Below are 25,817 nucleotides of genomic sequence, written 5' to 3'. Positions count from 1 at the left end.
ACGCTACGCTCTGAAACCAAGGGTTTCAGAGCGTAGCGTCATAATTGGTGTTTCAGATTTTTCGTAAGACGCTTTAAGTGACGAGGATCAACAAGACGATAGATACACAGAGCACGGCGATCCCCGTCAGTTCACGCCATGACACACGCTCTGAAAAGAACAGAATGGACACCAGCAGGCTCAGCACCAACTCCACCTGCCCAACCGCTTTGACATAGGCGGCAGTTTGTAGCGTGAAGGCCAGAAACCAGCAGAATGAACCGCCCAAAGACAGCAGGCCTATCCAGACCGCAACACGGCGCACCCCCCAAACGGCAGCAATCTGGTCCCTGTCGCGCCACCACAACCACAGCCCCATGCCGATCATCTGCAACGTCGTCACAGCGCCAAGGGTAAGACCTGCCCGGATAATCGGGTCTGACACGGCAATCTCCAGCGACGCACCACGATAGCTCACCGCTGAAACCGCGAACAGGGCACCCGCACTCAACCCCAGGGCCACGCCCTTGTTCCAGATCTGCCCCCAGCCCCACCCTGTGACATCGGGCGGTTTTGACAAGAGCAGCACGCCGACAAGGCCAAGCGCAATGGCCCCAAACGCCGCGAGGCTCACACCCTCACCCAGTAAAATCAATCCGATGGCAACGGATAAGATCACCTCGGTTTTCTTGAAGGTGATCCCCACCGCAAAATTGCGCGTCTTAAACAGTGTAACCACGCAGATCGTTGCCAAGACCTGCGCCAAGCCCCCCATAACCGCAAAGGCCCAGAACGCCATGGACCCAAATCCAACCTGCGCGCCGCTCATCTTCACATATACCGCCATCACCAGAACGACGATCGGTGCCGAATAGACAAAACGCGCAAAAGTAGCCCCGGTAGGTGACAGAATCGCTGTCGACAGAACCTTCTGCAGCAAAAACCGCACCGTCTGAAAACCCGCGGCGGCAAAGGAGACCAGAATCCATAATTCAGATTGCAAAAGGTTCATGCTGCCTGAGCCCTCAAATCCCTGTCCCCCAACCTATCCACGATGCGGACAAAAAATGTAATGCGAGCGCAAGCTCGCTCCGCTGGATCACAGCCTGTCGTTTCAGCGCGGTGCGGATGATCTGATTGCGCGCCCTACCCCCTCCGGAAGTGGCCGCTTGCCATGTGCGTCTATCCATTTTTTCAGGGCCTTATCCACTGCCGAGCTTGCCGGCGCAGCCTTGCGGGTCTTGAGGTCCACATGCAAAAGAAAATGCTCCCCCGTGGCGATCAGTTTCCCCCCCACATACATCTCATGCCACAGATGCAACTTTTTGCCCCCGCCGCCCAATGCCGTTGTCTCGATGCGAATGATCTGTCCTGCGTTCACCTCATCCAGATGCCGGATGTGCGTCTCGGCGGTGAAATAGCTGTGACCGGCGGCAATATAGTCCGCATCGCAGCCGATGATCGCCATGAAACGGTCCGTCGCATCCGCGAAAGCCTGCAGATACCGCGCCTCATTCATATGCCCGTTGTAATCCGTCCAATCCAGCGGCACGACACGGTTGCCCGTGACAACCGGTGCGGTGTGATCGAGGGGTGAAGATACCGCATCCGCGTTGCGCAGACGATCTTCGTGTTGCGCCAGCAAGGCCCCCACACCCCAGTTCTGGGTTTTGAGCGCACGCATCATGGCAACAAGGTTACCGTCTCTGATTTGTTCCAATTCCTGGATCGTATATGCGCCCGATTGCGCGTCGGACTGCCCGGCAATCAGATCAACAAGATCGTCGTTAAACTCCGGCACATCCATCAGCTTGGTCCAGGGCCATTTCAATGCGGGACCGAATTGGGCCATGAAATGCTTCATGCCGGCTTCTCCGCCCGCAACCCGATAGGTTTCAAACAGCCCCATCTGCGCCCAGCGAATACCGAAGCCATAACGGATCGCATCGTCGATTTCAGCGGTCGTGGCGATGCCGTCTTTCACCAGCCAAAGCGCCTCGCGCCAGACCGCTTCGAGAAAACGATCAGCCACATGCGCGTCGATTTCCTTTTTCAGATGCAGCGGATACATCCCCACCTCTTGCAAGAGCGTCTTGACGCCCTCCACGCTTTCAGCGGTGTTCGCCGGTGTTGTGACGACTTCGACCAGCGGCAAAAGGTAAACCGGGTTGAACGGGTGACACACCATGATCTGCCCGGGTCGTGCCGCGCCCTCTTGCAATTGGGAGGGTTTGAAACCCGATGTGGATGAGCCGATCACCGCATCCGCGCGGCACATCTTTTGAATGTCGGCCAGTGTTTCATGCTTGATATCAAGGCGTTCAGGCACGCTTTCCTGTATCCAGTCCGCATGCTCCACTGCCTCTTGCAGCGTTTCGCAAAACTGCAAACGCCCCTCTGGGGGAAGCGCCACATCCGTCAGGCCCGGCAGGCTGCGCCGCGCGTTGGCGAGCACTTGCCCGATCTTGCGTTCCGCCTCGGGATCAGGGTCAAAAACCTGCACATCCCAACCGTTCAGCAAAAAGCGCGCCGCCCAACCGCCGCCGATGACACCGCCACCGATGATCGCTGCCCTATGTGTCACAACACTGTCCTTTCCAAGGTGCGGACATCCCATCCGTAAAATTCCATGATATCGCGTGCGGCTTGTGCCCGGTCAGGGGGCACAAAGCCATCCCGGTCAAGGATCGCACCAAAGCTGCCCGATACCGTACCAATGGCTGCTGTTTCAAAATCTTCATCCACCCACATCACCACAAGGGTTTCACCATTTGGGGCCTTTGCGACGAACTCGCCCGGCGCGCCGTTGCGATAATCGCCGGCCAAATCTAAGGCGGCAGGCCCCGAAATCTGCAGTACACCGTTACGCTCTTCAAAAACGAAACTGCCCGGGGCTGCCGGGCCAAACGACTCCCAAAGCATCCATGACCCGGCAAAACGCGCGGCATCAAAGCGCGTTGTGACACCCATCGGGGCAGCAGCGTCGCGATAAGCGCCCCCTCGCTCAACCGCACAAGACGCGCACAGCAGCGCAGTCGCCAACATCGGGATCATCCTGTGTGTGACGGTCATCCGCGCGGCGCGCGTTTTTCAAGACCCAGCTTGGCGCGCACCTCGGCAGGACCGATGACGCGTGCGCCCATGTTCTCGATGATGTTTTGCGCGCGCTCCACCAACTGCCAATTTTCCGCCAGAACGCCCTTTTCCAGCCAGAGGTTATCCTCCAGTCCGACCCGCACATTGCCGCCCGCCAGCACAGCCGCCGCAACATAGGCCATCTGATGGCGTCCAAGGGCGAAGGCCGAAAACGTCCAGTCGGATGGGACGTTGTTCACCATCGCCATGAAGGTGTTGAGGTCATCCGGCGCACCCCACGGCACGCCCATGCACAGCTGAACCAGCGCCGGGCTGTCCAGAACACCATCGGCAACCAATTGTTTTGCATACCAAAGATGCCCGGTGTCAAAGGCTTCGATCTCGGGCTTGACGCCCAGTTCAGTCATCATGCCACCCATGGCCGTCAGCATGCCCGGGGTGTTGGTCATGACATAATCGGATTCGGCAAAATTCATCGTACCGCAATCAAGGGTGCAGATTTCCGGCAGGCAGGCGGCGACATGGGCCACCCGCTCCGTCGCGCCAATCATGTCAGTCCCCGCGTCGCTCAGTGGCAAGGGGTTTTCCGTGCCGCCAAACACCATATCGCCCCCCATACCGGCCGTCAGGTTCAGGATCACATCGACTTCGGCGTCCCGAATGCGGTCAGTGACCTCCCGGTAATAGTCAAGATCGCGGCTCGGCGCGCCGGTTTCAGGGTCGCGCACATGACAATGGACGATGGCGGCCCCGGCCTTGGCGGCGGCGATAGCACTTTCAGCGATGCTTTGGGGGGATCTGGGCACTTTCGGGCTGCGGTCTTGCGTGGCCCCCGAACCTGTCACAGCACAGGTGATAAATACGTCTTTGTTCATGGCCAGTGGCATCAGTCATCCCTTTCTTACGCGCAACACGGGCGAACGGAAGGCCCGGCAAAGCCGGGATAATCCGATTCTGCCGCAAAGGATACCGTATAAGTAAAGGGTTAGTAGGGCATGGGATGCGCGCGATGGGCTGCATCAATATCCGCCACAACCTCCGCAGATAATTCCAGATCAATCGCACCGAGACAGACATCAAGCTGCGCCAGTGTCGTCGCACCAAAAATGATGGAACCCATAAAGGGTCGGGTTTTGCACCATGCCAATGCCATCTGCGTAGGGTCCAGATCATGTTTTTGCGCAATTTCGAGATATGCCTGAACAGCTTCAAACGCACGCGCGGTCTTGCGCCCGCCCAGATCCTTGCTCAACGACATCCGCGACCCCGCAGGCACGGCGCCGCCCTGATATTTCCCCGTCAGCAAACCGGCCGCCAAGGGGGAAAAGGCCAGCAGCGGCACATCTTCCTGAAGCGACATCTCGGCCATGTCGGTGTCATAAAGGCGGCACAGCAACGAATACTCGTTTTGCACGGAAGCAACCCGTGGCCCGCCAACGCGCGCGGCCGTCTCGATCCATTTCGTCGTGCCCCATGCGCTTTCATTGCTGAGCCCAAAGGCGCGGATCGTCCCGCGCTTCACCTGCTTTTGCAGCGCGTCCAGCGCGTCTTCCATGTGATGTTTCGTGTCCAGCATCAACTGCGAGGAAGGATCATAGGCCCAGTTCTTGCGAAACATATAGCTGCCGCGGTTGGGCCAGTGAAACTGATAGAGGTCGATGTAATCGGTTTTCAGACGGCGCAGCGAACCCTCAACCGCCTCGGCAATCGTCGCGGATGAAATGGGTGCGCCTTCGCGAACGGATGCCAACCCCTCACCGGAGTGTTTGGTGGCAAGGATCACATCCTCGCGCCGCTCATCACGCTCAAACCACAGGCCGATGATGCGTTCCGTGCGACCGATTGTTTCCTCCGAAACCGGGTTCACAGGGTACATCTCGGCGGTGTCGATGAAATTAATGCCTGCATCCAACGCGCGGTCAATCTGATCATGCGCCTCTTCTGCGTTATTTTGCGTCCCCCAGGTCATGGACCCCAGACAGAACTCTGATACCTCAATTCCCGAGTGGCCCAGTGGATTCATCTTCATCGTGTATTCCCTTTTCCTGCTCGCCTCACAGTAATCAGGGCTGCGATAACCGCAAGGTGGTTTACAACCTCTCTATACACACTGACTGTTTTGCATCCTGGTAAGTTTTACATTGAGAACAAAAATAGAACATTATATCTTTGCGTATGACGATTTCTCATCCTCTTCTGGCGCGGCGTCCGGCATATACGGCGCCCGCGCTCGGGTTTATTCCCGATGAGCCGGAAATGGCTCTGGTGCAGGGACGTGTACATGAGGCCAGCGGCCCGGCGCGGCGCAGCTTTGCGATGTGGCTTGCGGCACAAACAGAGGGCCCCGTGCTGTGGATTGCCCCCGCATTGGGTCAGGAAAAGCTGAACAGTGATGGTGTTTGCGCCTGGATCAATCCTGCACGTCTGATTTTCGTGTCCCCCAAGCGCACCGAAGACCTGCTGTGGACGATGGAGGAGGTTCTGCGTTCAGGCGCTGTTGCCTTGAGCATTGCAGATCTGCCAGCCTTGCCCAGCCTGACACAGGTCAGGCGCATGCACCTCGCCGCAGAGACAGGCAGCAAAAGTGCAACGGGGTCTTCGTCCGGGCTGCTGCTGACACCGGGGCAAGGTGGTGCAGCCGGTGTTGAAACACGCTGGCACCTCAGCCCAAGGCACGCCGGCGCACGTGAATGCTGGCGGCTGGAACGACGACGGGCCCGCGCAGCCCCCCCCAAAGACTGGACGGTGTGCAAGGACACAAACGCGCATAAACTGTCTATCAAGAGGTCGTGAGGCCCGGGAAAACGGCCCGAACCGGCCTATGTTATCCTGCCAAAGGAGCTGTGCAGCATGACCTCACCCCTCACCCGACGCATGTTCATCGCGGCTGCGCTCAGCGCTTTGGCGGGTGCGGGGCACGCCCGCCCCCAAAGCTATGAGTTGGTTGCCGAAGGTTCCCGCGTTGCCTTTATCTTTACCTCGAACGGGGCAAGCCAATCAGGCACCGTCCCTGTGCAAAGGGCTGACATTCTCGTTGATCGGCAGAACCTCTCCAATTCGACGGCACAGGTGACAGCCGATGTGCGCAAGGTCCGATCCGGCCTCCTGCTGATCACGCAGGCGATAAAAAGCCCCGAACTGCTGGATGCCGCCACCCATCCCATGGTGCGCTTTACATCGACCCGCATTCGACTGGGGGCCAACGGTCGCATTTCCGAAGGGGCGCAGATCGAAGGTCAGCTGACGCTGCGCGGTGTCACGCGCCCCATCACCCTTGATGCCGTGCTGAGCCGCCCGGCCGGCACCGCCCCGGATGATCTGTCAGTGCTGTTCATTCAACTGAACGGAGAACTCAGCCGCGCCGCCTATGGGGCGAGCGGATACGCGGGTCTGGCAGACGATACCGTCCTGTTGGACATCCGCGCAGAAATCCGCGCCCGGGCCTGAAAACGACGCCCTTTGTCGAATAAGCGCAAGGCCCTATCCAACAAGCGCGTAGGGTGCGTCTTACCATGCGACTGCTCATTTCCTTTGCTGCTCTGTTTCTGTCGGTCCTGCTGTTGCAGCTTTCATCGGGTGGAGTCGGACCGCTTGATGCGCTGTCAGGACTGAAGCTCGACTTTTCCAAACAACAGATCGGTCTACTGGGATCGGCGCATTTTCTCGGTTTCTTTATCGGGTGCTGGTGGGCGCCACGCCTGATGGGCAGTATCGGCCACTCACGCGCCTTTGCGGCCTTCACCGCCGCCGGGGCCATTGGCCTGATGAGCCATATGCTCGTGCTCGACCCCTATGCCTGGGCGCTGATGCGTGTCGCCACAGGCATGTGTGTCGCCGGATGCTACACCGTGATCGAAGCATGGCTGCAGGCCAAGGTCACCAACCAGACACGCGGGCGGGCCATGGGCGTCTACCGTATTGTCGATATGACAGGCTCGCTGGCCGCTCAGATGGTCATCAGCGTGTTGGAACCTGCATCCTACGTCTCCTACAATATACTGGCGATCATTTGCTGCGCTGCCCTCCTGCCGATCACCCTTTCTACCGTGCAGCAACCCGTCACCCCAAGTTCCCCCCGGTTGCGCCCGCGCCTTGGGTGGCATCGCTCCCCCCTCGCGGCGGCGGCTGTGATCGTCGCGGCCCTCTCCAGCGCCTCCTTTCGCATGGTCGGCCCCGTTTATGGGCAGCAGGTCGGGTTGAACACGGAACAGATCGCCTATTTCCTGTCCGCATTTGTTCTTGGCGGCGCCGTGGCGCAATATCCCATGGGATGGCTGGCCGATAAATACGACCGCCGCTGGGTTCTGATCTGGCTTTCAGTTGCCGCTATCGTCAGTTCCGCCGTTACCATCAGCGCAGCAGACCTTGGCACCGCAGGTATCATGCTGGCGGCAGGTCTTTTCGGCTTGACGACCTTTCCGATCTATTCGGTCGCGGCCGCCCATGCGCATGATTTTGCAACCGATGACGAGCGCGTCGAGCTTTCCGCGGCACTGATGTTCTATTTCGCGCTTGGCGCCATCGCGGCCCCCTATCTTGCCTCGCTCCTGATCGAAAACTACGGGCCTGCGGCCTTGTTCATGATGATCGCGGTCGGGCATGCGGTTCTTGTGGCGTTTGGGTTGACGCGGATGCGCGCCCGACCCTCTCCTGTTGACAGAACCCGTTATACCTATGCGCCGCGCACGTCGTTTCTGATCGGCCGGCTGACCGGAAAAAGCCGCAAGCGTGAAACGAAGCGTTAATTTCGCCGTGGCCCTCACGGATCACCTGAGGTAGACCCTGTGCAAGAAATCAGCCTACGGAGCCACGTTTTGGAACGTCACCTCATCACTTCTGCGATTCCTTATATCAATGGTATCAAGCACTTGGGAAATCTGGTCGGCAGCCAATTGCCCGCCGACCTCTATGCCAGATATCTGCGCGCGCGCGGCCATGAGGTTCTGTTTTTATGTGCAACGGACGAACATGGCACGCCCGCAGAACTGGCCGCAGCCAAAGCCGGAAAACCGGTTGATGAGTATTGCGCAGAAATGCACGCGATCCAGTCGGAGATCGCCAAGGGTTTCCGGTTATCCTTTGATCATTTCGGACGCTCCTCAAGTGCGCAAAACCATCGTCTGACGCAGCATTTCGCAGGCAAACTGGACGAAGCGAACCTGATCGACGAAGTGATTGAAAAGCAGGTCTATTCACATGCGGATGGCCGCTTTCTGCCAGATCGCTACATCGAAGGGACCTGCCCCAATTGCGCCTATGACAAGGCGCGCGGAGATCAATGCGAGAACTGCACCAAGCAACTGGACCCGACCGATCTGATTGAACCGCGTTCCGCGATTTCAGGTTCGACCGACCTTGAGGTGCGCGAGACCAAGCATCTCTACCTCAAACAATCCGTGCTCAAGGACCAGTTGGACGCCTGGATTGACAGCAAAACCGACTGGCCCGTCCTGACGACCTCGATCGCCAAGAAATGGCTGCATGATGGGGACGGTCTGCGGGATCGCGGTATTACGAGGGACCTCGATTGGGGCATCCCCGTCAAGAAAGGCACGCAGGATTGGCCGGGCATGGAGGGCAAAGTGTTCTATGTCTGGTTCGATGCGCCGATTGAATATATCGCATGTGCGTCAGAGTGGGCCGAGGCAAACAATCTGGAACAATCCGACTGGGAAAGATGGTGGCGGACGGACAAGGGTGCAGATGATGTGCGCTACACGCAATTCATGGGCAAGGACAACGTGCCGTTCCACACCTTGAGTTTCCCCGCTACCCTGCTCGGCTCGGGTGAGCCGTGGAAAATGGTCGATCACCTCAAGTCCTTCAATTACCTGAATTATGATGGCGGACAGTTTTCGACATCGCAGGGTCGGGGTATTTTCATGGATCAGGCGCTGGAGTTGTTGCCGGCGGATTACTGGCGTTGGTGGTTGCTCAGCCATGCGCCCGAAAACAGCGATTCCGAGTTTACCTGGGAGAACTTCCAGTCATCAGTAAACAAGGATCTGGCAGACGTCTTGGGCAATTTTGTCAGCCGGATTACAAAGTTCTGCGCTGCGAAATTCGGCAGCGAAGTGCCGGCCGGCGGAGCATATGGCTCGGCGGAGCTGGAATTGCTGACCAAGCTGGATGAGAGCCTCACGCGCTATCAGGATTACATGGGCGCGATGGAAGTTCGAAAATCGGCACAGGAGTTGCGCGCGATCTGGGCCAGTGGAAACGAGTATCTGCAAACCGTTGCCCCGTGGTCTGTTTTCAAGACAGACCCCGAAACCGCCGCCATGCAAACGCGGCTAGGGCTGAATTTGGCCCTCCTGTTCGGCGTCTTGTCTTCACCTTTTGTGCCGGATGCCTCTGAAAAGATCCTGAAATGCCTCGGACATCCCTCTGCGCGTTGGCCAGATACGTGCACAGACTTCGTAACAAGCATGAAACCGGGTGATCCGTTCGAAGTGCCCGAAGTGCTTTTTGCAAAGCTGACGGATGAGGATCGCGCAACCTATAGTGCGAAGTTTTCGGGCACCCAAAGCTGAAGACTTCAGATGTCCTGATGCCGAAAGTGCAGCGCGGCGTAAGTTGATTGCCTATCAAAGGCGCCACCTTCATGCATGCAAACTCGCTCTGCGGGGCAGTACTGACTGTTATCTATTGGGCCAGCCGGAAAAGTCCATCACATTGACCCCTGCTTGCCAAGATGGCGGGCTCGGGCCGCATGCGATGGGGGGCGAGTCCATAGTGCAATTTTTTTTAGAAAACAATGCAATACCTGATAGGCGACCATGGAAGGCATAGAGCATGAGCTTTGCCGGCACCTGCCCGCGCATCGCAACGCGCCTCGTCCACTTTGGGCAAGAAAGGGGCAGAAGACCAAAGTGGGCCGCAATATCAGAACCCTGTAGCGCGCGGATGATGTCACACAGCGTCGCCAGTTTGGCTCCCGCCGGACCGACGTGATGCTGGAACGCGAAAGCTACGCAAAGCACCGTAAGAAAATGTCTCGCCCCGACACAGACGAAAAGACATTCGACGGCCTTGATAACGCGCCGCGAAAACTGGCGCTCTGGCGGAAGGATTGTAGCACGCCCCTCGTGACTTTGCTGCGCAATGCTCTGCCGGGCCTTGGTCGGATCAGACTCCTCGCTCGGAGACAGAGCACCCGCCCAAGCGTGCCGAACGTTTCAGCCATTTGACGGCGCCGCGCCTGGCGCGGTTGCACGAACCAACGACGACCAACATGAAAACAGACCTTTATTCTCTCGCTTTGAATGGGGAGGCCGGGGGCAGGTCACTGAAAAAATGCACCGGCTCTCGAACTGCTAGACGATTGCCGAAAAATGGAGGACGGACGCAGATGTCACAACGATTAAAGACCCCGCAGCGCATTCGTCAAAATAGCTTCCATATTGCCATTACATTCACGCGGCGAGATGAGACTGATTTTGCAAAGTGGACAAAACATCATGGCCGTAATGATTAACACTTCAGACTTGCTCTGGCGGACGCCTGAGCGTGCGAGGCTAAAAATGGGTTGGTCGCTGAACGCGTTGTTAGCTGTTTTGATGGTTATCTTGGCAGCGATGAAAAAACGGTTCGCGGAAGGCCTGCATAGGCGTTTCGCTAAAACGTTTTCTGCCAGAACGAGGTTACTGCGCGTTCTACTTGGCCTGCCGTGCCTCCTGATCGGACTGTGATTTCTTTTGTGAACGATGCAGCTTTCTGTAGGAGGTGTTGTCGTAAAACTTGCCTTTGATTGTGCGTTGAAAGCGCTCACATCTCCCACTCGTGTGCGGACCCTTCGCTTTGGGTTTCGTGTGACCCACATCCGCAACGGGTGTGTTTCAAGCAGATAAGCGTGGTTCTCAACCTTGCCACAGCGACCTGTCAGGATGCGCTGATACTTCAATTATTGGTCGAAAAAATGGAATAACGTGATCATGCAGCCAATCTACTGCCGTGATTGCTGTCTTTTTGTGTACAGCTTGTAACATACCAAGCGGGCGTAGGTTTCAACGAAGGTTAGAGCGCAAATCCGACCTACACGTTTCATCTTTTCAAGGTATCAGGTATCCTGAGAGGCGAGAAGCCCGGGATGGTGGTACTTGATCTTACCAACAGCCACATTCCTTGCCTCCATCATTTCCAGCGCGGCCATCTGGCCCTTGCTAAGCGGGATGCTGTTTTGGGCGGCCCGCGCCTCCGACGCCTTTTATCGCTTCCTCATGGTGTGAAGATCGTTCCTGAACCAAGCTGAACGGACAGCCGATGACCACGTCATGGTCCCCTTCTGCGGCAGTTCCCAATTGGCGCGTTACTGACCCGAAACCGGGCTCTCGAAGGCCAACTCGACCGGCTCGCGCTTGAAATGCTCTTAAACCCGGTTCTCAGAAGCGATAACCTATGGGTTGGGTCAACGACAGCTTTCTTACCGCCTTTTTCGAAAAACTATTTGAACCAGCGAGAGCTGTCCCGCGGATGCCCCAATATGTTTCACACTTTCGCAACAGGCCTTAATTGCCTCGCAAATTAGAACATCTCCGGCTCAGGCTTGATGATCTTCTATTGAATACTTGTCGTTAATCGTCATTCCTTGTTGCGTGCTGCAGGAGCCGCAATGTCAGATCAAGTCGCGTGCTTCCCTTCCTAAAAAATCACAAGATGCTAAGTAGCATTGCGACTGATCAGAACTCTTCCCAGCCTGCATCAAGCTGTTCCGCCTGATTGTGATCAACAGCCAGCGCTGCATTGCCGTCCGAACGTGGACGTGGTTGTGCAACGCGCTCCTCCTGTGCTGGTCGTGCCTTGTCATTTCCACGTGCAATCGCACTGAGCGTGCCGAGTTCGAACTTAGAGACTGCAGCAACCAGCGCATCTGCTTCGGCGGTCAGCGCATGACTGGCTGCGGTCGTCTCTTCAAACATGGCGGCATTCTGTTGAGTTACATGGTCGAGATCATTGACGGCAGAGTTAATTTCATTCAACCCAACGGACTGCTCCTTGGAAGAGGAGGCGATCCCGGAGACGCGCTGCGAAATCTCTGCCACAGAATTCACAATGGCGGCCAAGGCGTCGCCCGTTTTATCCACAAGTTCCACACCCTGCCTTACCTGCTCTCCGGAGTCCGAGATTAATGTGTTGATCTCACGGGCTGCATCGGAAGACCGCTGTGCTAGCGCGCGCACCTCAGTCGCAACCACTGCAAAGCCACGTCCCGCCTCCCCTGCGCGCGCAGCTTCCACGCCGGCATTCAGGGCCAACAGGTTTGTTTGAAAGGCTATATCATCAATGACCGAAGTGATTTTCGATATCTCTTGCGAGGAGTTCTTGATGCCGTTCATCGCAATTACGGTTTGACGCGATATCTCGCCGCCGGTCTCTGCATTGGTCTGGGCCTCTGCCGAAATCCTTGACGCTTCATCCGCACCCAGAGCAGCAGAGCGTACAGAGCTGGTAAGTTCGTCAAGCGCGGCTGCGGTTTCTTCAAGCGTTGCTGCCTGCTTTTCCGTGCGGCGCGACAGATCATCCGCAGCACTTGTGATTTCCTGAGCTTCATTCCTGATCGAGTCAGCATTGTGAGTGACAGCACCAACGGCATTTCGCAGCGACTCCACTGCCAGATTGAAGTCTCGACGCAGGCTTTCATAATCTGACGGAAAAGTATTGGTGATTTCCTTGGTCAGATCACCATCTGCCAAGCCCTTCAATGCAACACCCAAGGCCTCCACGACAGCCGCCTGCTCTTGCGAGATATGCAAACGTTCCTCTTCTGCTTTGCGAAGCAAAACTGTATTCTCGGAGACATCCGTTCCGAGGAAAATTACCCGTTCCACCGAGCCTTCGGGATTAAGAACCGCTGCAAAACTGCCATCTACCTGCTTTTCTGTTTCACCCGTGGACGAAAGCAGCTTGAACTGTCCAAACAGCGGCTCCCCTCGCAAAACGGCACCGAGCATCTGGGCTGCTGTCAAAGTTCCATCAGCATTGGATACGAAACATGAATCGAATGTCTTTTGCTTCAGCGCCTCAGCGTCCGAACCGAATAGTGTCTCGGCATTGCCGTTCGCCCCAAGAACCTGGCCCTTGGCATTAAACTCGACGCGGATCTGGTTCTCGTCAATTGCATCCAGGACTGCTGCATTTCGCGCGGCCTTCGTTCGATCACTCCATTGGATAACGGCGCCGATCATGTTGCCATGCTCATCAAGAGCCGCATTGAGCGACAGTTCCACCAGATGATCGCCAATCTTGACAACTTCGGACAGGGGAAACGCCGTTTGCCCGGACGCGAGTATCTTGTCGGTGATTGCCTTGAGCGGTTGAAAATCGGTCAAGTTCGATCCAAGCGCTGTGTCAGCTTTGAACCCGTGCCAGAGCTTTGTGATATCCGCCTCAAGGGTGTTTAGCAGCGCGTCGCAGCTTGGGTTGATAAAAATGACAGACAACTTTTCATCCGCCATCATCATTGGTGCACTTGACCCACCAAAGGCAGCGCTTTTGAACGCGCTCTCCCTTTCAGCTTCCTTTGCATCAGCCAGAGAGACACGAAAGCTGTCCAAGCGGCGCGAAATCTTCCCAATTTCATCGCCGCGCGCGGTGAACGGCACGTCGACATCGTAACTGCCTTCGGCAACACTGGTCATAGCGCATTCGATCCGCGTCAGCGGTTTGGACATTTGCGTGCGCAGAAAAAAACCAGACAGGATCAGACCGACGAGCATCGCAATCGAGCCCAGCATCAGGTTCTCGTTCTGCGTCATGCGCAAAAGTGCGAGTTGATGCGTCGCATCCCAATCCGTCACGACCACACCTGCCAGCGCCCGGTCATCCCCAAAAAACACCGGAACCGCTTTGGTGAAACCGTCGGGTGAGGCCACAGGTTGAGCCTCTGAAATGGCCTGGGACGTCAACGATTCTATTGCAGCGGTATCCAGCGTGCCGGGAAAACTGTCATACAGGACGTCACCGTTGATGTTCACAACGCGCGCACCTGTCGCGTCGGGGCTGGCCGCTTCAATCACACCGGACACAACACCGCTGATCGCCTCTGAATTGCCGAACCGGATCGCACCGCCCAATTGCATGGAGAGTAGTCCCGTTACTTCGGACGCCCGTTCGCTCAACGCTTTTTCGGTCAGTTTTGTCTTACTTCGGGATTCGTTCACGGTAATCGTGCCAACAACCCCCAAGACGCATAGAATGACCATGAATGTGCATTTGACAAACAAGGAATTCAGCGGATTTCCATCTGCATTGGACCGTTTGAAGAGTGGCATTTTGTAACCCCGGTAATAGTAGTGTACCCAACGACAAAGGCGTTCACGCCCTGCGCCTGCGATCACAGTTACAACACAGGTGTTACAGACCGCTTAACGCTTGCGACACGATGAGCCGCCCCTTCGCCAGAATGCATGTTGTTTGCCGCGCTTGAGCGCGTGCCGCGATGGGCCGATACAATAAGGATTAGTAAAGAGACGTAATATTTTGATATTTATGTAATTTTTCTACGTCATGGTGCGGGCGGTGGGACTCGAACCCACACGGGCATACGCCCTTCAGATTTTAAGTCTGATATGTCTACCATTCCATCACGCCCGCACGGCATGGCGCAACCTGATCGGACACGCTTCATCTTCGTAGCCTCCCGGGGCACCAAAAACAACGCGCTTTGCGGTGCATACCAAGAAAAAATCGACGGCTCACAAAAAGACAGCCACGCGCGCAGAAATCGGTCAAAGATGCTTCAGGTCACGGCGTTCAGATGTCCTGACCCACCGGCGCAAGCGGCGCTCCTTCGTTGAGCAAGGCGCGTTCAGACAGCCACGGATTGTTTTCGAGCGCCTCACGCAATTGCACACGCGCCTCGTCGATTCGGCCAAGGTTCATCAGGGTCAACGCCCGTCCGGACTGCGCGCCCACATGGTTTGAAGATCGCGCCAAGGCCGCATCCAGATCCACCAATGCCGCCTCATAATCCTGACGCAGAAACTGGATAAAGCCGCGCTGGTTGTACCCTTCGGCATAGGCGGGACAGTAGTCGATCAGCCGCGAGAAAGCCTCAATCGCGGCATGATAATCATAGCTGGTGCGCGCGCGCATGCCCGCGTCCAGCATTTCCTGCGCAGGCTCATCAGGCGCGATCAACCAAAGCTGCCACATCTGATCCGAGACCGCGCGCCCGGCCATTTCATTCTCGGCCGTGCGGGCCTCTGCCGCGAGTTGTTCAATCTGCCCCGTGATATCCGACACCGGCGGACATTGCGCAAAGGCGGGCGCCGCGAAAAAACAAAGAGCGATGAGTTTCAGTTTCATGTCTGGCAGAATGACCCGCCGCCGTCGCGCGTCAACCCTTTTCCGCCAGCATTGTTTCCTTCACCGCCTGCATCGCCACATAGGTGGAGGTGTTTTCGACATGGGGCAGCTCCGAGATCGTCTCGCCCAGAAAGCGGCGGTAATCAGACATGTCGCGCGTGCGCACCTTCAGAAGATAGTCAAAATTCCCAGCAATCATATGGGCTTGCTCGATCTGCGGCACCCGCGCAATCGCGAGGTTGAACGCATTCAACGCCGCCTCTCTGGTATCACTCAGGCGCACTTCGACGAAAGCCACGTGATCCAAGCCCAATCGGATCGGGTCCAGCAAGGCCCGATATCCGATCACGACACCACTTTGTTCGAGCCGCCGCAGACGCGCTTGCGTGGGCGATTTGGACAAGCCGATCCGCTTGGACAGATCGGTGATGCTGATCCGGCCATCTTCGGCCAGTACGGACAGGATCGCACGATCAAACCGGTCGATATCCATTTGCTCATTTGTCCTGTCACCTGATAAAAATTCCATCTTTTTTCTCATTCTGCCACGCTGAAAAGGCAATATGACTTATCAGATCGTGGTAATCTAGTGAAAATACCCACGCTAACATGAATTGACCCGTCTCATGATCTCTGCCTTGCGCCAAAGCGTTGATGAAAAAACCTATGCCGATCCTGACGAGATTATCCTGGAGATGATATCGCAGACCGCCCTGACCAAAACAGACCGTGCGCAAATCAGTGCAGCGGCGGCCAGGCTGGTCGATGACATTCGCAACACCACCAGCCCCGGGCTGATGGAGGTTTTCCTCGCGGAATATGGGCTGTCCACGGATGAGGGTGTCGCGCTGATGTGTCTGGCCGAAGCGCTGCTGCGCGTGCCTGATCCCGAAACGATTGATGCGCTGATCGAGGACAAGATCGCACCCTCCGATTGGGGGCGTCATCTGGGGCACTCTGCCTCCAGCCTTGTCAATGCATCTACATGGGCCCTGATGCTCACCGGGCGGGTTCTGGATGACAGCCATCCGGGGCCCGTGCGCCAGTTGCGCGCCGCACTCAAACGCCTGGGCGAACCTGTCATCCGCACCGCCGTCAGCCGTGCCATGAAAGAGATGGGGCGGCAGTTCGTACTGGGAGAGAACATTAATGCCGCCATGGAACGTGCTGCAGGCATGGAGAAAAAGGGGTTTACCTATTCCTATGACATGCTGGGGGAAGCTGCCCGCACCGAAGCCGATGCAAAACGCTATCACCTGAGCTACAGCCGCGCGATTTCCGCGATTGCCACGGCCTGCACCGACGACGACATTCGCAAGAACCCCGGTATTTCGGTCAAACTCTCCGCTCTGCATCCGCGTTACGAAGTCGCGCAGCAAGAGGCGGTGATGTCCGACCTTGTCCCGCGGTTGCGCGCGCTTGCGCTTCTGGCAAAATCCGCCGGCATGGGCCTCAACGTGGATGCCGAAGAGGCGGATCGCCTTGGCCTGTCGCTCGACGTCATAGACTGCGTGATGGGCGAGCCGGCGCTGCGGGGCTGGGATGGCTTTGGCATCGTTGTGCAGGCCTTTGGACCGCGCGCGGGCATTGTGATTGATACGCTCTATGAAATGGCCAAACGGCACGACCGCAAAATCATGGTCCGCCTTGTCAAAGGGGCCTATTGGGACACGGAAATCAAACGCGCGCAGGTCGAAGGCGTTGAAGGCTTTCCAGTGTTCACGCAGAAAGCACAAACCGATGTCTCCTACATTTGCAACGCCCGCAAACTGCTTGGCATGACCGATCGCATCTATCCGCAGTTTGCGACCCATAACGCGCATACCGTCGCGGCCATCCTGCATATGGCAGATGACCCGCAGGCCTATGAATTCCAACGCCTGCATGGGATGGGTGAGACGCTGCATACCTTGGTTTTGCAGCAAAACAAGACGCGCTGCCGGATTTATGCCCCGGTTGGTGCGCATCGCGACCTCTTGGCCTACCTTGTGCGCAGGCTGTTGGAAAACGGGGCCAATTCGAGCTTTGTGAACCAGATCGTGGATGAAGATGTCCCGGCTGAGGTTGTGGCCGCTGACCCCTTTGAAAAGGTGATTACAGAGCCTGTGGCGCAGATTCCGTCCGGCCCCGACCTCTTTGCACCGGAGCGTTGCAATTCACGCGGGTTCGATCTGACGCACAGTCAAACGCTGGAGGCGCTGTTCGAGGCGCGCGATGGCTTTGCCAAGAGCGCGTGGCAGGCCGCACCGCTGCTCGTCTCTGGCGAGACCGCGAATGATGCTCCCACGGAGGCGGTCCTCAATCCCGCTGACCCTTCGGATCGGGTGGGGTCGGTCGTCTGGGCAACGGCGGCTGATGTCGAGGCTGCCTTTGCCACGGCAACGCCATGGGCGGCCCCCCCCACAGAGCGGCGGCGCGTGTTATTGCAGGCGGCGGACCTGCTGGAGGCCGATCACGCGCAACTCTTTACGCTTCTCACCCGCGAGGCCGGTAAGAACCTGCCGGATTGCGTTGCGGAATTGCGCGAGGCGGTGGATTTCCTGCGCTTTTACGCATCACAGGCCACCGACGCACCATGTGCGGGCATCTTTACCTGCATTTCCCCGTGGAACTTCCCGCTGGCGATTTTCCTTGGGCAGATCAGCGCAGCGCTTGCCGCAGGCAATGCCGTTCTGGCCAAACCGGCCCAGCAGACACCCTTGATCGCCCACCGCGCCATCACCCTCATGTACGAGGCTGGCGTGCCGCGCAGCGCCCTGCAACTGCTGCCGGGCGCGGGAGACATCGGCGCGCTGGTCACCTCGGACGCCCGGATCGGAGGCGTGGCCTTTACCGGCTCCACCGCGACCGCTTTGCGCATCCGCAGCGCCATGGCTGAAAACTGCCGTCCCGGCACGCCGCTGATCGCGGAAACAGGCGGTTTGAACGCGATGATCGTGGACAGCACCGCCCTGCCCGAACAAGCCGTTCAGGCGATTATCGAAAGCGCCTTTCAATCCGCCGGGCAGCGGTGCTCTGCCCTGCGGTGCCTTTATGTTCAGGAGGACATCGCGCCCGAATTCACCAAGATGCTGTTGGGCGCCATGCAGTGTCTGACCGTGGCGGACCCGTGGCACCTGTCAACCGATGTCGGCCCGGTGATCGATGCGGCGGCCCGCGACGGCATCGCGCAGCACATCGCGCAGGCCCGCGCAGAGGGGCGCGTCATTGCGGAAACCACCGCGCCTGCAACCGGCACCTTCATTGCACCAACCCTGATTTCCGTGCCCGGCATTGCCGCGTTGGAGCGTGAGATCTTTGGCCCCGTGCTGCATTTGGCCACCTTCAAGGCGCACCAGCTTGATGCGGTAATCGATGACATAAACGCGACAGGCTACGGTCTGACCTTTGGCCTGCACACGCGTATTGATGATCGCGTACAACATGTTTGCGAGCGCATTGCGGCGGGCAATGTCTATATCAACCGCAACCAGATCGGTGCCATCGTGGGTAGTCAGCCCTTTGGGGGCGAAGGTCTGTCAGGCACCGGGCCGAAGGCGGGTGGGCCGCACTATCTGACACGCTTCTTGCAAGCCGATCGCAAGGAAGTGTCCGAGCAGTGGTCACAACCGCAGGCAACGCTTGCGCCGCTGACGATGGATGCACCCGTGACGCCGCATAGCTCGTTGAGCCTGCCGGGACCGACCGGCGAGTCCAACCGTCTGAGCACCTTGCCCCGGCCTGCGCTGTTGTGCATGGGCCCCGGTGCGCAAGCCGCAAAAGAACAAGCGCGCCTCGTCCGCGCATTGGGCGGCGTGGCCCTTGAGGCGCAGGGAAAGATCGACCCCGCCGCATTGCGCGATGGCCCGGAGTACGGCGGTGTCCTGTGGTGGGGCGACGCGGCGACAGGACGCGCCATTGAGGTCGCGTTTGCCGCGCGCCAAGGTCCCATCATTCCCCTGATACCCGGCGCGCCGGATGTTGCGCGGGTGCTGGCGGAACGGCATGTCTGCGTTGACACGACAGCCTCTGGCGGGAACGCCGCTCTTCTTGGGGCGGCGGCGTGACATAATGCGTTAACACTGGGCCGGAACAACGGCTTGACCTGTGCGGTGCAATCGCTCAGCTTGACGCCATGTTTCCGATCCGAGATCACAATCCCTCCGGGCGCATTCCTTATGTGACCTATATGCTGATGGCTGCCAACACCGGCATTTTCCTGAGCTATTTCGGGATCATGGAAGACGTGCGCGCGATAAATGCGTTCTGGCTGCAGTGGGCGATGATCCCTGCCCGGCTGTCGCAAGGGGATGGGTATTATACGCTGATTTCATCCATGTTCCTGCACGGCGGGTTTTTCCACCTGGCAGGCAACATGCTGTTTTTATGGATTTTTGGCGACAATATCGAGGATGAGCTGGGCCATGGCAAATTCATCCTGTTTTATCTGGGCTGCGGTATCATCGCCTCTTTGGCGCAATATGCCGTCGACCCCATGGCGATGATCCCCACGGTTGGCGCATCGGGCGCCATTGCCGGTGTGATGGGTGGCTATCTGCTGCTCTTTCCCAAGGCCAAGGTGGATATCCTGATCATCCTGATCGTGATTTTCCGTATTCTGCCGATCCCTGCGTGGATCATGCTGATGCTCTGGCTGGGGATGCAGATTATCGGCGGTGTCGGGTCAAGTTCGGATGAAGCAGGGGTGGCCTATTGGGCGCATGCGGGCGGGTTCATCGCCGGCATGGTTCTTTTGATCCCGTTCTGGGTGCGCCGGGGCGGCCCGGCGTTCTGGCAGCGCACAGATGGCCATCCGCCCCATCCCGAGGCCACCTATCGCATCGGCCCAAGCCGCATTCCCAAAGTGACGCGCCGCTAGGCAGGTCGGGCCAGCGTGGCTTGGCGCGCTTCGTCAGCCGCGCACCAATTTGGCCAGGGGTGAGAACAGTTTTTCATTGGCACAGATGAGCGAGCCCGACCCCAGAATATCACCACGTGGATCGAAGGGTTCGAGCAGCCCGCCTGCCTCGCGCACGATGATCACGCCGGCCGCGATATCCCACGCCTTGAGGCGGCGTTCCCAAAAGCCATCATACCGGCCCGCCGCGACATAGGCCAGATCAAGCGAGGCGGCACCCCAGCGCCGCACCCCGGCACATCCGGGCAAGATACGGCCCAGATCGCGCAGCGTTTCCGGCAAATCCGTGCTGCCCGCGTAAGGCAAGCCGGTCGAGAAAATACTCTCAATCATCTGGCTGCGCCCTGACACCCGCAAACGGCTGTCATTCATCCAGGCCCCGGCCCCTTTCTCGGCAAAGAACATCTCGTCCTTGGCCGGGTCATAGACAACACCGGCGACCACCTGCCCTTTGTGCTCAAGCGCGATTGACACCGACCAATGAGGCAGCCCGTGCAGAAAGTTGGTGGTCCCATCGAGCGGATCAACGATCCAGCGGCGGGTCGGGTCCTGCCCCTCTTCCTCGCCACTTTCCTCCGCAAGCCATCCATAGGTCGGGCGCGCCCCCATGAGGTCTTCTTTCAGGACATTCTCGGCGTTGAGATCAGCACGGGTGACAAAATCGCCCGCCCCCTTCATGGACACCTGAAGGTTCTCCACCTCCCGGAAGTCCTTGACCAGAGATCGGCCCGCCCGCCGTGCGGCTTTCATCATGATATTGAGATTTGCGCTGCCAACCATGTTCGTGTTCCTTCGGGAGATCAGGGTGCGCGTATAGTTGCAGATCACGCCCTTGCCAAGGGGCCATTGCGCGCTGCAGCCGCATTCATTCCCTGTTGCGCATCCTGCCCTAGGGCATCTCGATCCACGCCCGCACCCCGCCCGCGATCGGAGGGCGGAAATAGGCAATCAAGCGACCCTCCGGATCAGCCGTCGCCCCCTGCGCCCACGGGGCCACACCGTGCAGCGCCAGACGATGCACCACAATGGCAGACCCCGGCGGGCCATGCACGATGACACGCGGACAGGTTTCAAAAACGGCGCGGCGCGCGGATTGATATACCTCGGTCACGTCCACAGTCGACAAATCCGTGGCTTGCGTGGTGCTAAACGCCTTGTTAAAAGCGTTTTTCATGATCCTGTGGCTGCCTTCCCACACCACGAGAGGGGCGGCATCCCGGTCGGCCCGGGTCAACGGCAGCCCAAGGATAAAGGCGTGCGGCTCTTGCACGAAGCGACGCTTGGGCGTGCCAACACCCAGAACGCCATCCACATGCGCGGCGTCACGCTTTGCGCGATACCTGAACCCGGCCTCTGTTTCGCCTGCCCGCGGGCGCGGATAACCCGGAAAGACCCCCGACACCTGCCCCCGGTGCAATGCAGGCCAGCCGCCACAGGCCTCTGCAATGAAATCCACCGCAGACCCCGAGAGCGGCGCAGATCCGGCAATGCACCCTTGCGCGTCATTGCTCAACACATCCAATCCGACAAACCATGTGTTTTCGCACTGGTGCCACTGGCTGAACGCTGGATTGTGCAGCGCGTCAATCGCATCACCCAAGGCATGCCGCGCCCAGTTCAGCGTGGCGGCTTCAGGGGCAAAGACGCCCCACCCTTTTTGAAAAAATTCGGCTTTCATGACCCGACCCATTCCATCTCGATTGCACCTTGCATGCAACGGCGCTTGAAAAACCCTGCGCGCAGGGCTGCAAACCTGCGCCCTGTGTTACCCGCTCTGCTGCGCCAGCTCCTGATGGTGCCTAACCTGCGCCAGGGCGTCCAACACCAGCGCTGGCCCGGCATTTGGCAAATGCGCACCTTCTGACAACATGCGCCGCCAGACCCGCGCACCGGGGCGATTCGCAAACAAGCCCAGCATGTGGCGCGTAATTTGCGCCAACCGACCGCCCCCGGTGACATGCGCCTCGATATAGGGGAGCATCGCGTGCACGGCTTCTTCGCCGGTCACGACCTTGCCGGTCCCAAAAATCACCGGGTCCACCGCGCCCAGGACATCCGTTGGCGTGTGATACGCCGCACGACCGATCATCACGCCATCAAGGCCCGCCTCAAGAAAGCCCACCGCTTGTTCCAGCGATGTGATCCCGCCGTTGATCGAAATATGAAGATTGGGAAAATATTCCTTCATCCGCAGCACGAGGGGATAGTCCAGCGGCGGAATATCGCGGTTTTCCTTGGGGCTCAGCCCCTGCAACCAAGCCTTGCGGGCATGGATCGACACGCGTTCACACCCGGCCGCCACGATGCGTGCCAGAAACTCCGGCAAGACCTCGTCCGGGTTTTGATCATCAACGCCGATGCGACACTTCACCGTGACCGGTATGTCAACAGCCTCGCGCATCGCCGAGACGCAATCGGCAACCAGTCCCGGGTTTTCCATAAGCACCGCACCGAAGCAACCCGACTGCACCCGGTCAGACGGGCACCCCACGTTCAAATTGATTTCGCGATACCCCGCCGTCTGACCGAGCATGGCAGCCTGCGCCAGTTCCTTGGGGTCAGACCCGCCAAGCTGAAGCGCGACCGGATGCTCATCCGGCGAAAACGCCAGCAAATGCAAAGCCCCACCCCGTACCAAAGCCGCAGAGGTCACCATCTCCGTGTAAAGCAGCGACTGATGCGTCAACTGACGATGCACCATCCGACAATGGCGATCAGTCCAGTCCATCATAGGGGCGATAGACAATTTAGCGTGTTGGTTTATCTGCATTTTTTCCGTATCTTCAAACTGTTGGCGGCGAATGCTGCTACGCTGGAATACGCCTCGATAACCCTGAATGCGCCCCTCCTACGACGACACATTGCACACATAGGCCGCACACGAAATGGCCCACATCACCAAACTCCCCTCCGGTGCCTACCGGGTTCAGATCAGACGAAAGGGCCGCTACGCGAGCGAGACGTTTCTCCGTCGCGACGATGCCACGCCCAAGCCCGCGAAGCTTGACCCCGGGTCAATCAGGGGCTGGCGCCGAAGTCGCCGCGCGCATGACAACCTTCCGCGATCTCACCGCCCTCCACATAGTCGATATGTGCGGGGCAGGCAAACCGCCGCGTCCGGCGCGCTCAAGACGCTCCGGCGCAACCTGGGCAAGGAGAAGACTGGTCACCTCGACCAGCGATGGCCGACCGACTGCGGTACGCATCGACATCGGCGTGATCCCGATGATCATCACCCATGCGGCAAGGCAAGTGACATTCCGCAGCTGCGTGCCCCCTTACCGCAAAAGCAAGATACCATGGCCGCGGACACTACGGTGCAGGACATCCGGATCGGCAAGCTGCTTATCATTCGGCCAAGCCAAAACAACCTCCGCGTCAAAGCCTCGCAGGAAGCCGATATCATGCTTGGCGCGCGCCGCGATAGACCGGTTTCAACGTCTCGATCAGTTTTGCCTGAAGGGGCGCGACAGCCTCATTCACCGCGCTTACTCCCATGTCGTGCCCCACTTGCACGCGCATTGGCCGCGCTCCCGGCATCTCGATCAGCTGCGCGATTGCTGTCGCCACGTTATTGGCATCGGTCCCAATGAGGTCCGTTGCGAACATATGCCCGAACATGTCCAGAAGGCGTTCCCGACCTGCCGCAAGATCGCCATAGGCCTCCAGACGCGCCGTGTCCTGCGGCGCGGGTGCTGTCGTGACCAGATCTGTGCCATGCCCGCTTGGCTCGATCAAAACGCAGGTGATCCCAAAGGTCTCAAGCTCGTGGTGGAGCGCTTCGCTGTAAGCCTCAACCGCCCACTTGCTGGCGCAGTAGATACCGAAATAGGGCATCCCGAAACGCCCCGCGGAAGAACTGAGGTTGATCACCAGACCGGATTTCCGGGCCCGCATGCAGGGCAGCGCGGCCCGCGTCAAACGCATGATGCCATAGACGTTCACGTCGAAAACATCCTTTGCCTGCTCCATCGTGAATGCCTCGGTCAGACCGACAGGCATCACCCCGGCGTTGTTGACCAGCACATCAAGAGGGCCATCTGCCTCGATCTTGTCGATGGCTGTTTGGCAGGCTTGCGCGTTTGTAACGTCCAGTTCAAGCGGGACAAGGTTGAGCCTCTCCGCCTGTGCCTGTGCCTGCATGGCGGAGGCCGCGTCCTTGTTGCTTCCTGCAATGTCGCGCATTCCGGCATAGACCCTATGGCCGTGTGCAGCCAGCGCCAGCGATGCAAGATGGCCAATACCGCGGCTTGCGCCGGTAATGAGAATTGTTTTTGTATCTGTCATGTCTGACCTCGTTGAAGGGTGTTTGATTGAAGGGATACGCGCGTTTTCCCGCCATCATGGCCGTGTCGGCACGATGGCGTCGAAGATCGCTTCGCGGCCCGCGTCAGGACTGGGGGGATAGATCCACGTTTCGTTGATCTGCGTTTTTATCGCGGCACCTTCTGTCCCGGTCTTGGCGATGGTCCTGTCCCAGCCTTGGGTGAAAACGGCGTTGGACGCACCGAGGCTGATACAGGTCGCGTAGTCAGGCTGCGCATAGGGCCGCAGGTCCTGTCCCAGCAGATCAAGCACGGCATTCTGGCCGGCCACAACGCCCATGGGCCTCGCATGTTGGCACGACATCAGCGTCATGTGTGTGGCATCCGCTGCGGCAACTCCGATGTCGCCAGCGGCAAATAAACCTGTCTCACCGACGACCCGGAGGTTCCGGTCAAGCCGCAGCCGCCCGTCGCCCGCGTGAACGCCAATGTCTTTGACCAGGGGGGAAGGCTGCAGGCCGGTTGCGAAAATCGTGGTCGCGGCGTCGATCACCTTGCCCGAATGCAGGATGACGCGATCCGCCGTGACGTAGGTCACGGAGTCACCCCCCAGAAACTGAATGTTCGCTTTTTCAAGCGCAGACGTGATTTCGAGGGTCAGGCTGTTTCCAAGCGACTGGCCCGGAATGTCCTGCCGATCAATCAGGTAGATTTCGGGATCAGACCCGAGGCGATCACGCAGAGATGTTGCGATTTCAAGCCCGCTGAAACTCGCGCCCACGACGACAAACCCGGATGCGCCGGGCGCTGCGATGTCCAGCTTGGAGAGATGCGCATCGAGGTGTTCCGTCTGTTTATAGGCATCCACGGTAAAGCCGTGCACCGCCGCGCCGGGCACAGCGGGGATCGATACATGGCTGCCCATGGCAAGGATCATGCGATCATGCTCCATGGTGACACCCTGTCTGGTGTGCAACGCGGTGGGGGTCACTTCCGAAATCCGGGCGGTTTCGAAACCGACATCGATCGCCTCGAGCAAGGGCTCCAAGGGGACCAGCATTTCGGGACGCGCTCCTTCATAAAGACGTGGTCGAATACATAGATGCGGATCCTTCGAAACGAGCGTGATTGCGATGTTATTGGCGTCTTGACGGTGCCGCGTTGCAGCGGCGGCCATTGCAGCCCAGAGACCTGCAAACCCACCGCCTGCGATGAGGATTTTTGACATTTTGATCTAACCTGTTGTTTCTGGTCGATCGAATACCCCTTGCACG

Annotated in this window: 21 protein-coding genes and 1 tRNA gene; 8 read left to right on the top strand and 14 right to left on the bottom strand. The window is 58.4% G+C overall.

All coding sequences use genetic code 11. The features are described from left to right. Positions 1-73: 73 nt before the first annotated feature. The 5 genes from RD1_RS11615 to RD1_RS11595 form a co-directional block, all read right to left on the bottom strand. A complete protein-coding gene (locus RD1_RS11615; RefSeq protein WP_011568699.1) occupies positions 74-991 on the bottom strand; it encodes an EamA family transporter in 918 nt (305 codons plus the stop codon). A gap of 102 nt (positions 992-1,093) precedes the next feature. Further along, positions 1,094-2,563 (bottom strand): carnitine 3-dehydrogenase, encoded by a 1,470-nt coding sequence (locus tag RD1_RS11610; RefSeq protein ID WP_011568698.1) that lies wholly within the window; start codon positions 2,561-2,563, stop codon positions 1,094-1,096. Then, complete coding sequence (locus RD1_RS11605; protein ID WP_011568697.1) at positions 2,560-3,024, bottom strand: hypothetical protein; 465 nt, start codon at positions 3,022-3,024, stop codon at positions 2,560-2,562. Before RD1_RS11605 ends, RD1_RS11610 begins: the two co-directional genes overlap by 4 nt. A gap of 23 nt (positions 3,025-3,047) precedes the next feature. Further along, complete coding sequence (locus RD1_RS11600; protein WP_011568696.1) at positions 3,048-3,962, bottom strand: 3-keto-5-aminohexanoate cleavage protein; 915 nt, start codon at positions 3,960-3,962, stop codon at positions 3,048-3,050. A gap of 98 nt (positions 3,963-4,060) precedes the next feature. Beyond that, positions 4,061-5,104 (bottom strand): aldo/keto reductase, encoded by a 1,044-nt coding sequence (locus RD1_RS11595; RefSeq protein ID WP_011568695.1) that lies wholly within the window; start codon positions 5,102-5,104, stop codon positions 4,061-4,063. A gap of 146 nt (positions 5,105-5,250) precedes the next feature. On the opposite strand from RD1_RS11595, the gene RD1_RS11590 reads away from it, so the two are divergent. From RD1_RS11590 to RD1_RS21380, 5 genes are all read left to right on the top strand, one after another. After that, entirely contained in the window at positions 5,251-5,868 is a 618-nt protein-coding gene (locus tag RD1_RS11590) for an ImuA family protein (RefSeq protein ID WP_044033109.1), read from the top strand. 57 nt (positions 5,869-5,925) lie between these two features. Beyond that, positions 5,926-6,522 carry a YceI family protein gene (locus tag RD1_RS11585; protein ID WP_011568693.1) on the top strand — a complete coding sequence of 199 codons (597 nt, stop codon included), beginning with the start codon at positions 5,926-5,928 and terminating at the stop codon, positions 6,520-6,522. Between the two features lie 65 nt (positions 6,523-6,587). Continuing rightward, positions 6,588-7,820, top strand: a complete 1,233-nt coding sequence (locus RD1_RS11580) for an MFS transporter (RefSeq protein ID WP_011568692.1) — start codon at positions 6,588-6,590, stop codon at positions 7,818-7,820. A gap of 69 nt (positions 7,821-7,889) precedes the next feature. Next, positions 7,890-9,608: a methionine--tRNA ligase gene (metG, locus tag RD1_RS11575; protein ID WP_011568691.1), complete on the top strand. Its 1,719-nt coding sequence runs from the start codon at positions 7,890-7,892 to the stop codon at positions 9,606-9,608. Between the two features lie 1,566 nt (positions 9,609-11,174). Beyond that, positions 11,175-11,303, top strand: coding sequence for a hypothetical protein (locus RD1_RS21380; RefSeq protein ID WP_011568689.1), 129 nt, complete (start codon positions 11,175-11,177; stop codon positions 11,301-11,303). A gap of 450 nt (positions 11,304-11,753) precedes the next feature. On the opposite strand, the gene RD1_RS11560 is transcribed toward RD1_RS21380, so the two are convergent. Further along, positions 11,754-13,745, bottom strand: coding sequence for a methyl-accepting chemotaxis protein (locus RD1_RS11560; RefSeq protein WP_253186797.1), 1,992 nt, complete (start codon positions 13,743-13,745; stop codon positions 11,754-11,756). 217 nt (positions 13,746-13,962) lie between these two features. Between RD1_RS11560 and RD1_RS21305 the strand changes: the two genes are divergently transcribed. Then, complete coding sequence (locus RD1_RS21305; protein ID WP_245897266.1) at positions 13,963-14,352, top strand: hypothetical protein; 390 nt, start codon at positions 13,963-13,965, stop codon at positions 14,350-14,352. Between the two features lie 229 nt (positions 14,353-14,581). Here RD1_RS21305 and RD1_RS11555 read toward each other — a convergent pair. The 3 genes from RD1_RS11555 to RD1_RS11545 all read right to left on the bottom strand — a co-directional run bounded on the left by RD1_RS11555 (position 14,582) and on the right by RD1_RS11545 (position 15,910). Then, a tRNA-Leu gene (locus RD1_RS11555) sits at positions 14,582-14,667 on the bottom strand. Positions 14,668-14,826: 159 nt separating this feature from the next. Then, positions 14,827-15,381, bottom strand: a complete 555-nt coding sequence (locus RD1_RS11550) for a tetratricopeptide repeat protein (protein WP_011568687.1) — start codon at positions 15,379-15,381, stop codon at positions 14,827-14,829. Between the two features lie 31 nt (positions 15,382-15,412). Continuing rightward, positions 15,413-15,910, bottom strand: a complete 498-nt coding sequence (locus tag RD1_RS11545; protein ID WP_044033443.1) for an Lrp/AsnC family transcriptional regulator — start codon at positions 15,908-15,910, stop codon at positions 15,413-15,415. Between the two features lie 97 nt (positions 15,911-16,007). Between RD1_RS11545 and putA the strand changes: the two genes are divergently transcribed. Both putA and RD1_RS11535 read left to right on the top strand, forming a co-directional pair. Further along, complete coding sequence (gene putA / locus RD1_RS11540; RefSeq protein ID WP_011568685.1) at positions 16,008-19,427, top strand: bifunctional proline dehydrogenase/L-glutamate gamma-semialdehyde dehydrogenase PutA; 3,420 nt, start codon at positions 16,008-16,010, stop codon at positions 19,425-19,427. A 68-nt stretch (positions 19,428-19,495) separates the two neighbouring features. Then, positions 19,496-20,239, top strand: coding sequence for a rhomboid family intramembrane serine protease (locus RD1_RS11535; RefSeq protein WP_011568684.1), 744 nt, complete (start codon positions 19,496-19,498; stop codon positions 20,237-20,239). A gap of 33 nt (positions 20,240-20,272) precedes the next feature. On the opposite strand, the gene RD1_RS11530 is transcribed toward RD1_RS11535, so the two are convergent. The 5 genes from RD1_RS11530 to RD1_RS11505 all read right to left on the bottom strand — a co-directional run bounded on the left by RD1_RS11530 (position 20,273) and on the right by RD1_RS11505 (position 25,771). After that, entirely contained in the window at positions 20,273-21,058 is a 786-nt protein-coding gene (locus tag RD1_RS11530) for an inositol monophosphatase family protein (RefSeq protein WP_011568683.1), read from the bottom strand. A gap of 109 nt (positions 21,059-21,167) precedes the next feature. Then, on the bottom strand, positions 21,168-21,956 hold the full coding sequence (locus tag RD1_RS11525; protein WP_050759081.1) for a hypothetical protein: 789 nt from the start codon (positions 21,954-21,956) through the stop codon (positions 21,168-21,170). Positions 21,957-22,043: 87 nt separating this feature from the next. Continuing rightward, positions 22,044-23,048 carry a tRNA dihydrouridine(20/20a) synthase DusA gene (gene dusA / locus RD1_RS11520; protein WP_011568680.1) on the bottom strand — a complete coding sequence of 335 codons (1,005 nt, stop codon included), beginning with the start codon at positions 23,046-23,048 and terminating at the stop codon, positions 22,044-22,046. Positions 23,049-23,680: 632 nt separating this feature from the next. After that, a complete protein-coding gene (locus RD1_RS11510) occupies positions 23,681-24,565 on the bottom strand; it encodes an SDR family oxidoreductase (RefSeq protein WP_011568679.1) in 885 nt (294 codons plus the stop codon). A 54-nt stretch (positions 24,566-24,619) separates the two neighbouring features. Further along, positions 24,620-25,771, bottom strand: a complete 1,152-nt coding sequence (locus RD1_RS11505; protein WP_011568678.1) for an NAD(P)/FAD-dependent oxidoreductase — start codon at positions 25,769-25,771, stop codon at positions 24,620-24,622. Between the last annotated feature and the right edge of the window lie 46 nt (positions 25,772-25,817).

This window comes from Roseobacter denitrificans OCh 114, assembly GCF_000014045.1.
Taxonomy (GTDB): domain Bacteria; phylum Pseudomonadota; class Alphaproteobacteria; order Rhodobacterales; family Rhodobacteraceae; genus Roseobacter; species Roseobacter denitrificans.
The sequence above is the reverse complement of the archived record's forward strand: the minus strand, read 5'-3'. Positions and strand labels throughout refer to the sequence as shown.

Excerpts from the sequence above, each read along its gene's own strand:
- RD1_RS11595 (WP_011568695.1), bottom strand. The coding sequence starts at position 5,104 with ATGAAGATGAATCCACTGGGCCACTCGGGAATTGAGGTATCAGAGTTC.
- RD1_RS11580 (WP_011568692.1), top strand. The coding sequence starts at position 6,588 with ATGCGACTGCTCATTTCCTTTGCTGCTCTGTTTCTGTCGGTCCTGCTG.
- RD1_RS11510 (WP_011568679.1), bottom strand. The coding sequence starts at position 24,565 with ATGACAGATACAAAAACAATTCTCATTACCGGCGCAAGCCGCGGTATT.
- RD1_RS11600 (WP_011568696.1), bottom strand. The coding sequence starts at position 3,962 with ATGCCACTGGCCATGAACAAAGACGTATTTATCACCTGTGCTGTGACA.
- RD1_RS21305 (WP_245897266.1), top strand. The coding sequence starts at position 13,963 with ATGGCCTGGGACGTCAACGATTCTATTGCAGCGGTATCCAGCGTGCCG.
- RD1_RS11590 (WP_044033109.1), top strand. The coding sequence starts at position 5,251 with ATGACGATTTCTCATCCTCTTCTGGCGCGGCGTCCGGCATATACGGCG.
- RD1_RS11615 (WP_011568699.1), bottom strand. The coding sequence starts at position 991 with ATGAACCTTTTGCAATCTGAATTATGGATTCTGGTCTCCTTTGCCGCC.
- RD1_RS11560 (WP_253186797.1), bottom strand. The coding sequence starts at position 13,745 with ATGTCCAAACCGCTGACGCGGATCGAATGCGCTATGACCAGTGTTGCC.
- RD1_RS11535 (WP_011568684.1), top strand. The coding sequence starts at position 19,496 with ATGTTTCCGATCCGAGATCACAATCCCTCCGGGCGCATTCCTTATGTG.
- RD1_RS11525 (WP_050759081.1), bottom strand. The coding sequence starts at position 21,956 with ATGAAAGCCGAATTTTTTCAAAAAGGGTGGGGCGTCTTTGCCCCTGAA.
- RD1_RS11505 (WP_011568678.1), bottom strand. The coding sequence starts at position 25,771 with ATGTCAAAAATCCTCATCGCAGGCGGTGGGTTTGCAGGTCTCTGGGCT.
- dusA (WP_011568680.1), bottom strand. The coding sequence starts at position 23,048 with ATGCAGATAAACCAACACGCTAAATTGTCTATCGCCCCTATGATGGAC.
- RD1_RS11550 (WP_011568687.1), bottom strand. The coding sequence starts at position 15,381 with ATGAAACTGAAACTCATCGCTCTTTGTTTTTTCGCGGCGCCCGCCTTT.
- RD1_RS11585 (WP_011568693.1), top strand. The coding sequence starts at position 5,926 with ATGACCTCACCCCTCACCCGACGCATGTTCATCGCGGCTGCGCTCAGC.
- RD1_RS11545 (WP_044033443.1), bottom strand. The coding sequence starts at position 15,910 with ATGGAATTTTTATCAGGTGACAGGACAAATGAGCAAATGGATATCGAC.
- RD1_RS11530 (WP_011568683.1), bottom strand. The coding sequence starts at position 21,058 with ATGGTTGGCAGCGCAAATCTCAATATCATGATGAAAGCCGCACGGCGG.
- RD1_RS11605 (WP_011568697.1), bottom strand. The coding sequence starts at position 3,024 with ATGTTGGCGACTGCGCTGCTGTGCGCGTCTTGTGCGGTTGAGCGAGGG.
- putA (WP_011568685.1), top strand. The coding sequence starts at position 16,008 with ATGATCTCTGCCTTGCGCCAAAGCGTTGATGAAAAAACCTATGCCGAT.